Here is a 14897-nt window from a genome sequence, read left to right on the forward strand (position 1 = left end):
AAGCCCTATATTGCCATCAATCCATTAAATTACGATGAAACATTACAGACAAATCTATCAGCAAGCCAAAGACCTGACTCAAATGGAAAGCTCAGCAATTGATGATTTACTCTGGAAATTAATCTGTTATGCCCCTAAAATCCCTTTGAGATTAGCACAACAGCAGCTTTTAGACACAGCTGAACACTTTCAACTCTCGGTAACAGATACCTACTTTACCAAACAAGAACTCGTATTTAATGGATTTAAATGGGGAACAGGCAGCCGTAAAATACTGCTTACCCATGGATGGAGCTCTAAAGCAGCAGATTTCTCTGCACTGCTCGAAGAATTGCTTAAACTCGAAGACGTAGAAATCATTGCCTTTGACGCGCCAGGAAACGGAAGTTCGCCTGCAGAACTATCAAATCTGATTCTTTATATAGAAGCTATCAAAAAGATTATCAATCAATATGGAAAGCCATCTGCCGTCATTGGACATTCCTTAGGCGCAATGGCTAATGTAATTGCCCTGCAACAAGCAGGCATCAAGCCTGATGTACTGATCAGTATTGCACCAGTTATTAAACTAAAAGCCCTGTTCTGTAATATGATGAATAGCGTAAATGTCCCTGAAAAACTGCAGGATAAATTCTTCACTTCTTTTCAGGCTACCTTTAACAGACCTGTTTCCGATTACGATCTGGATACTTATTATAACTTTGATCACACCCTGAACCACTGGATTGCATTTGATGAAGAGGATGCCGTAGTAAACTCCGCTTATCTTAACCTCTTTTTAAAAGAGCGGCCATGGATAAAGTCTGAAAACTACAAAGGAGCAGGGCATGAAAAATTAATCAGGCACACCCCACTCCTTAATGATCTGATCAGAGATTACTTCTCTGCTACCTTATAAATTATTTCCCAATCACTTTATAAGAAACCTTTCCATCATCACCAAAAACCTGTTCATAATAGACCCCATAATCAGAAACATAGTATTTATTACCTTTAACCATTACTTCTTTATAACCTTCAGGCAGCTGATTGACAACATCACCAATTTGTGGCCCGTTATCCTGATTATCATTTGCATGGTCTGTATTCAGCACTCCATCTTTACCTGCAACAATATAAACCGTTTTCCCATCCTGATCCTGAGATTCGCTGTAATACACCCCTTTGTACTCATAATAGGTTTGTCCGTTAATCACAACCTGCTGCGCATCCGAAGGCAATGAAGGAACTGAAGCTCCGATTGGTGGAACAACAACCTTATACGTATCCTCATATTGCCTGTAAAATAACCCGCCAGAATAATAAAACTGGCTATCCCCGTAAAAAAACGGATAGTATCCAAAAGGAAGAACACGAATACCAAAACCTAAATAAGGCCTGTAAAAACTGCGGTAAGCATAGTATGGCCTTCCATAGTATGGTCTTCTAAAACCCCAGCCAACCGGACGGTAATGATAACCAGCACGAACGCCGATATGTACTGAGCCGCCACCGCCAAATGAGCCTCTCGAGGAGCCATGAAAAGACCTGCCGCCTCCGCCACGTCCACCTCTTTGTGCAAAAACACTTGTTGTCAGTCCGCTGAATACCAGCAAGGCAACCACAACTATTAACGATTTAAAATTTAGAGTTTTCATAAAAAAATGAATCAATTTGGTTTTTTTGACTACAAGACAATTAAAAGGATTATTGCAAATGCTGATCAATTCATTTTTTAACTAAAAGGTGATAAAACCGTGACAAACCGGGCAAAAGAAACAGAAGAATACTATCTTAGAGCTATCAATTGATCATACATGAGGTTATTCAACAAACAGCATCTTTTAATCCTATCTGCTATTTTATTATCCACGGGCACTTATGCCCAGCAACTGGCCGGCGCACCAGAACCTTATGGCGCTATTCCTACAGAGAGACAGCTCAAATGGCAGGAAACAGAAATGTATTGTATCATCCACTTCACTCCTACGACCTTTCAAAACAAAGAATGGGGCTATGGAGATGCTGACCCTTCCATATTTAACCCCACTAAATTCAATGCCCTTCAAATTGTCAGCGCTGCTAAATCGGGAGGTTTTAAAGGGATCGTATACGTTGCTAAACACCATGACGGTTTCGCACTTTGGCCTACAAAAACTGCGGCCTATAATATTAGTGAAAGCCCATGGAAAAACGGTAAAGGCGATATGGTCAGAGAATTTCAGCAGGCAGCAAAGCAAACAGGGATGAAATTCGGAGTTTATTGTTCCCCATGGGACCGGAACAACCCCGATTATGGAACACCAGCTTACCTCACTATTTACCGCAATCAGCTTAAAGAACTTTATACCAATTATGGGGAGCTGTTTATGAGCTGGCATGATGGCGCGAATGGTGGAGACGGTTCTTACGGAGGAAAAAATGAGAAAAGACAAGTAGACCAGTCCACCTATTACGACTGGCTGAATACCTGGGAAATTACCAGGAAACTGCAACCAAATGCTAGTATTTTCAGTGATATTGGTCTGGATGTACGCTGGGTAGGAAATGAAAAAGGGATTGCACCAGAAACAAGCTGGTCTACCATTACCCTGAAAGGAAACGAAAATAAACCACCGATGCCCGGTTTCCTGCAAGATTCAAACCTGGGCAGCGGTACAAGAAATGGGGAACAATGGATACCGTTTGAGGGTGATGTATCACTGCGTCCGGGATGGTTTTACCACGCTGAACAAGATGGACAGGTTAAAACTGTAGCTGAATTATTTAACATTTATTGTAAATCAGTTGGTCATGGCGGGGCACTGGATCTTGGACTTTCCCCAACAACCGAAGGAATTCTTCATCCAAAAGATGTCAGCACCCTGGCTGCATTCGGAAAATTACTTCAACAGGTATTTGCAAATAATCTGGCTAAAGAAGCTAAAATAAGCCTCTCTGATATACGGAACAAACAACCAGGCGAATTTGGTGCAGCCAACCTGACTGATGCAAACAGATACAGTTATTGGGCCACAGATGATGCTGTTCACACGGCATGGGCACAACTTGATTTTAAGAAACCTGTGCAATTCAGTATTGTGCAACTCCGCGAAAATATTAAACTCGGACAAAGAATAGATAGTGTGGCTGTAGAGGTGTTTAAAAACAACCGTTGGGAAATACTGGCAAAAGCAACCAGCATTGGTGCTAACAGAATAATCCGTTTGCCTCAACCTGAAACCTCTGCAAAGATCCGTATCCATGTTTATGCGCCCGTAGCGATCACTTTAAGTGAAATTGGCCTTTACCTGGAGCCAGCGCTTAAATCGGAAGATACGCAAACAACAGACAGTGCTTATCCCAAAACAAATTGGAAAGCGTCTGTTTCAAATCCTTCAGCTACAGCACAATTAAAAAACAGTATAGACAATAATAAATCAACCTATTTTGAGACCAAAAGCAATAACTATATTGACTTTGATTTTGGCAAACCGCTGGTATTTTCGGTCGTAGGTTACCTGCCCGGACAAGACGGGACAGCAATCGGAGCTATTGAAAAATATGAAGTATTCAGTAGTGAAGATGGTAAAAACTGGCAGAAGATTGCCATCGGGGAATTTTCAAATATTAAGGCTAACCCTATTTTACAACGGATCACACTAGCTGCAAAAACAACAGCAAGATATCTGAGATTACAAAATAGTGAAAATGGAATAATCCGTATTGCAGAACTGGAAGTTTATAAATAGTCCGTTAAAAATAGCACCGTAATTCTTTTACAGCCAGTCTGATTTTTGATTTTACGGTGCCTAAAGGAATATGGAGCTTGTCAGATACTTCCAATTGCGTGTAGCCCTGAAAATAGACCAGGTTGAGAATTTGCTTCTGCGAATCTGACAGTACCCCCATCAGTTCACGCACGCCGATGACATCAGTATTGTACCGAAAATAGTGAAAATCATTGACTTTGGAATAGACACTGTCGATATCATCATTTCTAATACTTTTTGCAAAGTTTTTCCCTTTGAGGTAGTCTTTTGCAGTATTGCGCGCCAAACAGGCCATCCAGGTAAATAACCTGCCTTTCTCTTCATCAAATTGACCGATTGACTTCCAGATTTTGATAAATGTCTCCTGCAAAATGTCTTCAGCTACTTCTCTGGAAGAAACAAGTTTGGAGATCACCCCTAATAACACGGAAGCATAGGCCACATACAGCCGGTTAAAAGACAACCGGTTTTGCATTTTTAATTCCAGGACTATTTCTCTTTCAGATGAACCTCTCTGAACAGAAACTTTGTCTTTACTGGCAATCACCATAATTTTATGACTATAGGACCTGTTCATAGGATGAATTAATTTAACCTGAGTAATTATTTAAATTTACCGCCTTACACTAAGTATCGCAATAGATTATCATTATTCATTCCGTTCATTTTTTTTAAGAGATAATTTTGTTTTTCCTGAAATAATCCGCGTCATATCAGCCACTTCAGGCCACTGGTAACACCCCTATAAGTTAATAAAAATTCACGACAGTAACAAGTAACCTATTTAAAAACGAACATAAAATAAATGGAAAGATTATTAAACCCCATCAAATGGGTCTACCTTTGCTTATAAAAAAGAGAAACTGGATTTTATGGAAAACCTAAGTACAAAAACGTTTAAAAATGAATTTACCGATACATTTGACGGTGATGAAAGCGGAAATTTTCCACCCAGACAAACTCCTGGGGTTTTATACAGTAAAGCAATCCCTACCCCAGTTAAAAACCCAGAATTAATAGCCTGGTCTGCTGAACTGGCCGAAGAGCTTCAGGTTCAGAAACCCGATGACAAAGACCTGAGCATCCTTGGCGGAAACCTGATAACCCCTTCTATGTATCCTTATGCAGCCTGTTATGCAGGGCATCAGTTCGGAAACTGGGCGGGGCAACTTGGTGACGGACGTGCGATTACGCTTGGAGAATGGGAAACCTCAAATAAAACCGTATATGAGCTTCAGCTTAAAGGAGCAGGCCCAACGCAATATTCCCGCAGAGGAGACGGCAGAGCGGTCCTGAGATCATCTGTACGTGAATATTTAATGAGTGAGGCTATGTTCTATTTAGGTATCCCTACCACAAGGGCGCTAGCATTGGTCAGTACAGGTGACCAGGTGATGCGGGATCTTTTTTACGATGGGAACGCTGCTTATGAAAAAGGTGCGATTGTGATGCGTACAGCGCCAAGCTTCCTGCGTTTTGGGAATTTTGAAATGCTTGCTGCCCGGCAAGAACTTCCTCAGCTGCAAAAACTGACTTCATGGACTATAGAAAAATTCTTTCCGCATTTAACAGGGGAAAACAAAACACTGGCCTGGTTTGAAGAGGTAGTTGAGCAAACAGCTAGTCTGATGGTAGAATGGATCAGAGTAGGTTTTGTGCACGGCGTGATGAATACCGATAACATGTCGATCCTTGGGCTCACTATTGATTATGGCCCTTTCTCTTTTCTGGACCAATATGATCTTGAATTTACACCGAATACCACAGATCTTCCAGGAAGAAGATATGCTTACGGCCGTCAGCCTTCCATCGGTTACTGGAATTTAGGTTGCCTGGCGAGTGCCATCGCTCCCTTGTTTGAAGAAACGGAACAGCTGTCAGCAGCACTGGAAAACTACAAGACAATTTACTTTGCCAAATACCATGCGATGATGGCCAATAAGCTTGGTCTGGATGAGTTCAAACCAGCCGATCAGGAGCTCATTGAGCGGGTAGAAAAGACACTGAATTTACTCAAAGCTGATATGACTATTTTCTATCAGCTGCTCATTTCACTACCTGCTGAAACCAGTACTGAAGAATCAGTTTCGGCACATTTTTCACCCTCATTTTATGAGCTTCCCAACAAAGTTACACAACAAGAGCTATATCAAACGATAAAGTCTTATCAAAAGAGAATCAGTGAGAACCAAATTTCAACTGAAGCTTCACAAGAGCTCATGAGAAAAACTAATCCCCGCTTTATTTTAAGGAATTATTTGCTGCTGCAAGCCATACAAGAATTAGAAAAAGGAGACCAAACCCTCTTTATAAAACTGCAGGAAGCCATCAAAAATCCTTATGCTGCAACGCAAGAAGAATTCTTTAAACTAAGACCGGAATGGGCCAATGACCAGCCCGGAAGTTCGACCTTATCCTGCAGTTCTTAAACCTGAAATCAGGTCAGTTTATTTCCCGTAGACTGGCCTGATTCCGCAGCATCCAAGTTCTGCAAAGTAGTCTGGGCAATCTCAGTCAAAGCCTCTGTAGTGAAGAATCCCTGATGCGCTGTAATCAATACGTTGGAGAAACTCATCAGCCTTAAAATCTGTTCATCTTCAATCAGGCTTTCCGAAAGATCCCTGAAAAAAAGCTTGTCTTCCTGCTCATAAACATCAATCCCAAGATAGCCCAGTTTACCCTGCTTAAGGGCTTCAATTGCAGCATGCGTATCTAAAATTGCCCCTCTGCTGGTATTAATGAGCATCACTCCCCTCTTCATCTGTTCAAATCGGTTTTGATTAATCAAATGATGCGTATGGTCATTTAAAGGGCAATGAATTGAAATCATATCTGCGGTTGTCATCAAAGTATCCAGGTTTACCAAAGTGACATTAGCGGGTGCATTAGCTACTACCGGATCATAAGCAATCACTTTACAACCAAAGCCCTGCATTATTTTTGCAAAAGCGAGCCCGATTTGTCCCAAGCCAAGAATACCCACTGTTTTACCATTCAGGTTAAAACCAATTAACCTTTCTAAAGAGAAATTCCCCTCTCTTACCCTGTTATAAGCCTTATGTGTTTTACGGTTCAAAGTCATCATCATGGCAACCGCATGTTCTGCTACCGCTTCTGGTGAATAAGAAGGCACTCTGTAAACATTTATTCCCAACCCCTTAGCGGAATCAAGATCTACCTGGTTAAAGCCTGCACAACGGAGTACAATCGTATCTGTACCATTCTGATGCAGTATTTCCAATGTTTTTGCATCCACTTTGTCATTCACGAAAACACAAACCCCACGACATCCACTGGCTAAAATTGCCGTATCCGCATTTAAGGCTGGTTCAAGAAAGATAAATTCATGATCAAAATCCTCATTTACAAGATTAAAATACTGTTTATCATAAGATTGTGTACTAAATACGGCTACTTTCATGCTAAATAATTTAAGCTTAATATAAGGTTTTTAAAACCCTGAGAAATTCGATTTAACAAAAAAGGCATCCGTAATCACGAATGCCTTTTTCTATTTTAACAGGAAAACCGCCTTTTAAGCCGGATAAACCTAGCTCATTTTTAATTTTTTCTGGATATCATTCACATAACCTTTGAATTTCTTATCAGTATCAATCAGATCTTCAACTGTTTGACATGCATAGATCACCGTAGAGTGATCTCTTCCGCCATAAAAGGCACCGATACTTTTCAAAGAAGACTTAGTCAGGCTTTTCGATAAATACATTGAAATCTGGCGTGCCTGTACAATTTCCCGTTTACGGGTTGGTGACTTCACCATCTCCACAGGCACTTCGAAATACTCACAAACCAGTTTCTGGATATAATCCATTGAAATCTCTTTCGTGGTATTTTTGATAAAGTTTTTCAGCATTGATTTAGCTAAACCAAGATCAATGTCTTTTTTATTCAATGTAGACTGTGCTAACAAGGAAACCATTGCTCCTTCCAGCTCACGTACATTGTTATCAATGTTATTCGCTACATATTCAACTACATCCGAAGGAAGTTCAATCCCGTCAGCATACATTTTTTTCCTTAAGATCGCGATCCTGGTTTCCAGATCAGGAATCTGCAAATCAGCAGAAAGTCCCCATTTGAAACGGCTCAACAAGCGTTCTTCAACACCTGAAAGGTCTTTTGGAGCTTTATCTGAAGTAATAATAATTTGTTTGCCCGACTGATGTAAGTGATTGAAAATATGGAAGAAAATATCCTGAGTTTTCTCTTTTCCGGCAAAGTTGTGGACATCATCCATGATAATTACATCCATTGCCTGGTAAAAGTTCACGAAATCATTAATTGTATTGTTCTTCAGAGACTCTACAAACTGCTGGCAGAATTTCTCACAAGACACATATATAACCAGTTTATCTGGCAGAGTACGTCTGATTTCATTACCAATAGCCTGTACAAGATGGGTTTTACCCAGTCCTACAGCACCATAGATCATTAATGGGTTAAATGATGTTGCACCTGGTTTTGCTGCTACAGCAAATCCTGCAGAACGCGCCAGGCGGTTACAATCACCTTCTACATAACTTTCAAAAGTATATTGAGAATTTAATTGAGGATCAACGTTAAGTTTTTTCAATCCTGGTATAATAAAAGGGTTTTTAATGTCCTTATTAATAGATACCGGAACTGGCATTGATTGTGTTTTAGAAGCAGCCCCATTTCCATTTGATGGCATACTGGTTGTATAGGGTGAACCGCTGTTTGACGACTTATCAACCACAATATTATATTCTAAACGTCCTTCTTCTCCCATTTGCTGTTTAACTGTCTTGCGCAATAAACCAACATAATGCTCTTCCAGCCATTCATAAAAGAATAAACTTGGCACCTGTACAGTTAATATGTTGCCTTCCAATTTTAATGCCGAAATCGGTTCGAACCAAGTTTTAAAACTTTGGACCGGGATATTATCCTTAATAATCTGGAGACAGTTATTCCATACTTCGGTACAAGTTTTTTGCATAGTTATTCTATAAATTAATGGTATTCGACTTAAACAACAACCAAATACGCTGCCGTTTTGGGAGTGCGAAGATCCTAAAAATTACCAACAAAAAATCATAAAATCTCACCTAATTCATAAGTCGCTAACAGGCAAAACGATAGCCAGTAAAAAAGCATCTTTTTTGTGGATAACTTATCCACATTGAAAATTCAGTGTTTATAACTATTGCTCAAATAAAAGGTTTTCATTCCTTAATACAGGACAATATTACCAAAAAAAGCCGACAAATCCAGCGCTGTTGATCAATCAGCAGGAGAGTCAAAAAAGAGAAGAGCGACATTTTGTCATTTACAAATTGTTTATATAACAATCATATGTATCTCATTTAAAATAAAATACATTAATCAATTGATTGAATAAGGTAAACAAACAACTAAATTAGCTATTGATTTTTGAACAAAGTGAACAGTTAGCGCAACTCAAATGGCCGTTCTGATTCATAGGGCCAGAAAAAATTTAAAAAGAAGAAAAAAATTTATCAGGGTTTTACACATTCCTGTAAAAGCAAGGGTAATCAGGGGAAGTAAAAGCCAGATTTCAGCTATGATTTACCCTAAAATAACTATACAATCTACAGTCATTCCAATAGCTCTTCCACTTGGTTTTAATAGCTAAATACGCCCGCTTTCTTCTATAATTTCACGGGCGCAGTTACAATTATTTAAATATTTTCAAGTTCAACCTCAATGTTGCCACGGGTAGCATTTGAGTAAGGACACACCTGATGGGCTTTCTCAGTCAATTTCTTTGCTACATCAGCGTCTACTCCCGGAATGGCTACCGAAAGCTTCACAGCCAGCTGAAAGCCTCCTGTACTATTCTTTCCGATACTGACTTTAGCAGTTACTTTAGTTTCACCTGTCTGTAACTTATCCATTTTAATCACTAAGTTCAAAGCGCTGTCAAAACAAGCCGCATAGCCTGCTGCAAAAAGCTGCTCAGGGTTCGTATAGGCTCCTGCCCCACCCCCAAGTTCCTTTGGCATTCTTACTTCCAGGTCTAAAACGCCGTCCGATGATTTTACATTTCCATTTCTGCCGCCAGTCGCACTCGCTTCAGCAGTGTATAATTTTTCAATTTTATCCATGATGTTTATTTATTGTATTTAAGATTCCTGTTAGTTTTTGCTGAAGACTGACCATTTCGCCCTCTGTAATATCCAAAGCGCAAAACAGGGCCCCCGGGATTCCGGCAGCAGCATATTTCAATTTTAACCCGCCACTGGTTAGCTCGATCAATACGATCCTTTCATCTTCCTCACTTCTTTTCCTGGTCAGATATTGTTTTTGTTCCAGCCTTTTCAATAGCGGTGTTAAAGTTCCGGTATCCAGCAAAAGCTTTTCACCAATTTCCTTAATGCTGATTTTATTGGTCTCCCAAAGCAAAAGCATCACCAGGTATTGCGGATAAGTAAGATCTAGTTTCTCTAGCAAAGGACGATACAAAGCGGTGATCTGTCTTGATAAAGCATAGATCGGGAAGCAGAGCTGCTGCTCCAGTTTAAGCATTTCCATACCTATTAAACGGGTATTACTTAAACATATTGTGCACAATACAATATCACACAACATAAACCACAACAAGATGGATATCAGCTAAATAAAATATAATATATACAAAAAGAGGGCTCCCAACTCAATGGAAGCCCTCTTTTAAACAGGTGGAAACCGAAATTAAACTAATCCCGGAACTTCTACCATTTCATTTGTTTCAGCCTCGTAATCAACTCCGGCTACATCAAAACCAAACAGGTTCAGGAAGTCATGTTTGTAACCAGCAAGGTCACCAAGCTCTGGTAAACTTTCTGTAGAAATGCCCGCCCACAATTCAGCAACTTCTGCTTGTGTTGCTGCATCCATCTCTAAATCATCTACACGGATTCTTCCTTTTTCATCCGTTGGAATAGCAGCACCTGTATATAATCTGTCCTGGAATAAACGCTGGATCTGCTCAATACATCCCTCATGAGTTCCTTTTGCTTTCATCACTTTATAAAGTAATGAAATGTACAATGGGATCACTGGAATAGCAGAACTTGCCTGAGTTACCAAAGCTTTGTTTACAGAAACATATGCTTTTCCATTCAGGTCTTTTAATTTTTCAGTGATATGGAAAGCAGTAGCCTCCAAATCATCTTTAGCACGGCCAATTGTTCCTTTACGGTAAACCGCTTCAGTTACAGATGGGCCTATATAAGAATAAGCAACTGTTGTTGCGCCTTCTGCCAGTAAACCTGCAGCTTTAAGATCTTCGATCCAGAAACCCCAGTCCTCCCCTCCCATTACCGCAACAGTATTTTCTATTTCTTCTTCGTTTGCTGGCTGAATAGAGATATCAGTAACTACACCGGTATGAAAATCTACTGTTTTGTTAGTAAAGCCCTGACCGATTGGTTTCAATACAGAATTATACACCACTCCTGTTTTAGGATGTGTCCTGCGTGGTGAAGCCAGGCTGTAGATTACTAAGTCAATCTGACCTAAATCAGCTTTAATCAGGTCTAAAGTTTTTTGTTTGATTTCATCAGAGAAAGCATCGCCATTGATACTTTTAGCGTATAAACCAGCCTCCTGAGCTTTAGCCTCAAAAGCAGCTGTATTATACCAGCCTGGTGAAGCGGTTTTACCTGGTGCAGGTGGCTTTTCGAAATACACACCTATGGTAGATGCATCCGATCCAAAAGCACTGGTAATTCTTGACGCCAGTCCAAATCCAGTAGATGCGCCAATAACCAGCACACGTTTAGGGCCAGCTATAGCGCCTTTTGATTTCACGTAGTTGATTTGATTGACAACATTTTGCTCACATCCCTGAGGATGAGCAGTCAGGCAGATGAAACCACGTATTCTTGGTGCAATAATCATAAATTGTTCTTTAAAGAAGGTCTGAAATAATTAATTCTTTTCTATTTAGTGTTTTTGGGAATCTCTTTCAATACGCTAAGCAGGAAGCCCCAGAATTTCTGAACGGAAGAAATCTGTACCCGTTCATCCGGAGAATGTGCCCCTCTGATAGTCGGTCCAAAGGAGATCATGTCCATTCCAGGTAAATGACCACCCAGAATACCACATTCCAAGCCTGCATGACAAGCATCAACCTGAGCTGCTTTACCAAAAGCGGTCTCATACATGCGCACCATTAATCTTAAAATATCTGAGTCAGGGTTAGGTTTCCATCCGGGGTAGTCTCCATCTTGTGAAACTTCACTGCCCATATTTTCAAAAGCAGCACGGATCGCATTGGAGACGTCTGTTTTAGTACTTTCTACACTGCTGCGTTGTAAAGACTGGGTGATAAATCTGCCATCTTTAACAATTACTCTTGCTAAGTTACTCGATGCTTCTACTAAATCCTCAATATCAGGACTCATTCTGAAAACACCATTTGGCATCGCATAAATTGTGTTGACAATCTTTTTAAAGTCAGTATTTACCATAACTTGTGCAGGCAAAGCTGTTTCGCTGAGTACAATAGCCAATGCGGGTTCTACCGTTTGGTATTCTTCCTGAATTATAGCGGTAAATTCTTTTATAAATTCTTCAAATGCTGCCTTTTCTGCAGTCGGAACTACGATGACAGCAGCAGATTCTCTTGGTATAGCATTTCTTAAACTGCCACCATTGATCGTACTTATTTGCAGGCCGATAGTCTGAGCCGCTGTAAAAAACAAACGGTTCATCAGTTTATTTGCATTTGCTCTGCCTTTATGGATATCCATTCCTGAATGCCCGCCTTTCAATCCCTTAATGGTGATTTCAAATGCAGTACTCAAAGCTTTTACTGTTTCTTGCTGGTAAGTATAGTGTGTATTGGTATCTATTCCTCCGGCACAGCCGATGGTGAGTTCATCATCTTCTTCAGTATCCAGGTTCAATAAGATGGTTCCGGAAAAGTTAGCCGGATCAAGCTCTTTAGCGCCCGTCATGCCAGTTTCTTCATCAATAGTGAACATCGCTTCCAATGCAGGGTGCTGAATCGTTGTTGAGGCTAATACAGCCATGATTGCCGCCACCCCTATTCCATTGTCAGCTCCCAATGTGGTGCCTTTTGCTTTTACCCAGTCTTCGTCCACAAACATTTCAATGCCCTGTTCTTCAAAATTGAACGCAGTATCGCTGTTTTTTTGGTGTACCATATCAAGGTGAGACTGTAAAATCACTGTTTTACGATCTTCCATTCCCGGAGTTGCAGGTTTTTTGATCACTACATTCCCGGTTCGGTCTGTCACGGTTTCAAGACCAAGGTCATTTCCAAAGCTGACCATAAATGCAATGACGCGTTCTTCTTTTTTTGAAGCGCGGGGCACAGCGTTCAGCTTTACAAAGCTACTCCAAAGTTCCTGAGGTTCTAAATTATTGACTTCCATTCAAAAGGGTATATGAAATAAGCCGTTATGGCAAATTCCCTGGTTAAAATTATTGGTAAAGATATAAACAGTTTAAATCCAAATGGCTTTAAAGAGCGGCCAATTTAAGGATTATCAAAATTATATCCTTGCTACTGTCCGGCCAAGATACCAGAATAGGTAACTAAAAACCGGTGCTGCCAGTACATCTGCGGTATAATGAACGTGCTGAACTAATAATAAAACACCTAATATGCCTGTAGCAATAAAAATGATCACTTTTTCATTTTTATTTTCCAGACAAAGCCCGATTAGGCATAAAGTAGCAGTATGACCTGAAAAAAACAGATCTTTAGTAATCATATTTGATCCGTAAATGAGCACTAAAAAAGGATCAGTAAGATGAACAAGATTAACTGGCGCATCGAGCGGGATCAGCAAAATCGTAATCATCCTGGCCACGCAGAAAAAAATATACCCCCACAATGCAGTGATGCACATCGAAGTATTTTTGATTATTCTCCAGATAAAAAAAACAATCGCCGGATTAATTATCAGGAAGATATAGCGGGATACATCATGAGCTGGTAAACGGCTCAATACCCAGTCATCCATGAGCACTCCATTTCTGGCCTGTATAAATAAGAAAAAATCCTGTATGTAAAAAAGTATCAGGACCATCATTAAGATGCCCAATATAAATTTCACCCTAAAGGCAGGATACTCCCAGGCGAACTGCCAGGTCAGCTGTTTAGTTTGCATTAATATGAATCAGGTTAGATTTTGTCGCAACAAATATAATATTACTTTTCCCGCCTTTATATTTTTGAGGCAAATATTGATCAATATAAGAACATAAACAGGTAAAAATCCTGTTTTTAACTAATTAATCGCAATATTTGATTATTGTGTTTCAGCTAAGAAACATCATCAATGCTAAAATATCATGCGTATAAAAGACATCATTATCTGTGGGGCCTGTGTATTGACCTTGTTGATTAATGCCTGCCAAAGTCAGGTAATCAATTATGGGAACAATCAAAAGACTGGGAAATACTTCAATATCAGAGGGTTTAAAATGTACTATGAAATATATGGGACGGGTAAACCTTTATTGATGATCCATGGAAATGGCGGTAACATCAGTTCTTTTGCAGGTAACATCCCTTATTTCTCAAAAAAATACCAGGTTATAGTAGCAGATAGCCGTGCACATGGCAAATCTGAAGACCTGCGGGATTCACTCAGCTTTGAAATGATGGCTGATGATTATGCTGCCCTGCTGGATTCTATAAATGTAAAATCGGCTTATGTGATAGGCTGGAGCGATGGTGGCATCAATGCTTTGCTGCTGGCCATGCGCCATCCGGATAAAGTGATTAAACTCGCTGCTACAGGGGCTAACCTTTGGCCGGATTCTACAGCTTTAAAACCAGAATTCTGGAAATCTGAGCAGGAAACTTTTCTTTCTGGTAAAGACAAGGCTTTTGCTACTGTTAAGGAAAAGAATGATTGGAAGGTGTTTTTACTCGATTGGAATCAACCAAACATTCCTCTGGCTGCTTTAAAACAGGTCAAATGCCCTGCGCTGATTATTGGTGGTGACCATGACTTAATCAATACGGAACATACAGTTTTGATTGCGAAAAATATCCCCGAAGGCCAGTTATGGATTGTTCCTAAATCTGGTCATGCTACCTTAATTGAGCATAAGGATGAGTTCAACCATAAAGTTGATGGTTTTTTTCTAACCCCTGATTTGCAATAATTTAATTTCCAACGTTTTACTTATATTCAT

General features: G+C 40.0%; 13 protein-coding genes. 4 read left to right on the forward strand and 9 right to left on the reverse strand.

The annotated features are described in order from the left end of the window. The first annotated feature begins 34 nt into the window (after positions 1–34). Positions 35–898: an alpha/beta fold hydrolase gene (locus tag AY601_RS11795; RefSeq protein ID WP_068401083.1), complete on the forward strand. Its 864-nt coding sequence runs from the start codon at positions 35–37 to the stop codon at positions 896–898. Between the two features lies 1 nt (position 899). Here the strand turns inward: AY601_RS11795 and AY601_RS11800 are convergent, their stop codons facing one another. Next, positions 900–1637, reverse strand: a complete 738-nt coding sequence (locus tag AY601_RS11800) for a DUF6515 family protein (protein ID WP_157287867.1) — start codon at positions 1635–1637, stop codon at positions 900–902. Between the two features lie 159 nt (positions 1638–1796). Here AY601_RS11800 and AY601_RS11805 point away from each other — a divergent pair, with 159 nt between their 5' ends. After that, positions 1797–3710: an alpha-L-fucosidase gene (locus tag AY601_RS11805; protein ID WP_068401086.1), complete on the forward strand. Its 1914-nt coding sequence runs from the start codon at positions 1797–1799 to the stop codon at positions 3708–3710. Between the two features lie 4 nt (positions 3711–3714). On the opposite strand, the gene AY601_RS11810 is transcribed toward AY601_RS11805, so the two are convergent. Next, positions 3715–4308 (reverse strand): RNA polymerase sigma factor, encoded by a 594-nt coding sequence (locus tag AY601_RS11810; RefSeq protein ID WP_068401088.1) that lies wholly within the window; start codon positions 4306–4308, stop codon positions 3715–3717. A 295-nt stretch (positions 4309–4603) separates the two neighbouring features. Here AY601_RS11810 and AY601_RS11815 point away from each other — a divergent pair, with 295 nt between their 5' ends. Continuing rightward, positions 4604–6160, forward strand: a complete 1557-nt coding sequence (locus AY601_RS11815; RefSeq protein WP_068401092.1) for a protein adenylyltransferase SelO — start codon at positions 4604–4606, stop codon at positions 6158–6160. 8 nt (positions 6161–6168) lie between these two features. Here AY601_RS11815 and AY601_RS11820 read toward each other — a convergent pair whose 3' ends face one another. The 7 genes from AY601_RS11820 to AY601_RS11855 all read right to left on the reverse strand — a co-directional run bounded on the left by AY601_RS11820 (position 6169) and on the right by AY601_RS11855 (position 13861). Next, entirely contained in the window at positions 6169–7152 is a 984-nt protein-coding gene (locus AY601_RS11820; protein ID WP_068401095.1) for a 2-hydroxyacid dehydrogenase, read from the reverse strand. Positions 7153–7281: 129 nt separating this feature from the next. Next, on the reverse strand, positions 7282–8712 hold the full coding sequence (gene dnaA, locus AY601_RS11825; protein ID WP_068401097.1) for a chromosomal replication initiator protein DnaA: 1431 nt from the start codon (positions 8710–8712) through the stop codon (positions 7282–7284). Positions 8713–9415: 703 nt separating this feature from the next. Next, the gene (locus AY601_RS11835; protein WP_198163675.1) at positions 9416–9841 is read right to left on the reverse strand and encodes an organic hydroperoxide resistance protein; all 426 of its coding nucleotides are present in this window, start codon (positions 9839–9841) and stop codon (positions 9416–9418) included. Further along, a complete protein-coding gene (locus tag AY601_RS11840) occupies positions 9834–10268 on the reverse strand; it encodes a MarR family winged helix-turn-helix transcriptional regulator (protein WP_068401102.1) in 435 nt (144 codons plus the stop codon). The genes AY601_RS11835 and AY601_RS11840 overlap by 8 nt, the downstream gene beginning before the upstream one ends. Positions 10269–10427: 159 nt before the next feature. Then, a complete protein-coding gene (gene fabV / locus AY601_RS11845) occupies positions 10428–11618 on the reverse strand; it encodes an enoyl-ACP reductase FabV (protein ID WP_068401105.1) in 1191 nt (396 codons plus the stop codon). Between the two features lie 41 nt (positions 11619–11659). Then, positions 11660–13120 carry an aminoacyl-histidine dipeptidase gene (locus AY601_RS11850; RefSeq protein WP_068401108.1) on the reverse strand — a complete coding sequence of 487 codons (1461 nt, stop codon included), beginning with the start codon at positions 13118–13120 and terminating at the stop codon, positions 11660–11662. Positions 13121–13240: 120 nt separating this feature from the next. Beyond that, complete coding sequence (locus AY601_RS11855) at positions 13241–13861, reverse strand: phosphatase PAP2-related protein (protein WP_068401111.1); 621 nt, start codon at positions 13859–13861, stop codon at positions 13241–13243. Between the two features lie 184 nt (positions 13862–14045). Here AY601_RS11855 and AY601_RS11860 point away from each other — a divergent pair, with 184 nt between their 5' ends. Then, the gene (locus tag AY601_RS11860) at positions 14046–14867 is read left to right on the forward strand and encodes an alpha/beta fold hydrolase (protein ID WP_068401116.1); all 822 of its coding nucleotides are present in this window, start codon (positions 14046–14048) and stop codon (positions 14865–14867) included. Positions 14868–14897: the final 30 nt, after the last annotated feature.

Source organism: Pedobacter cryoconitis (genome assembly GCF_001590605.1).
Taxonomy (GTDB): domain Bacteria; phylum Bacteroidota; class Bacteroidia; order Sphingobacteriales; family Sphingobacteriaceae; genus Pedobacter; species Pedobacter cryoconitis_A.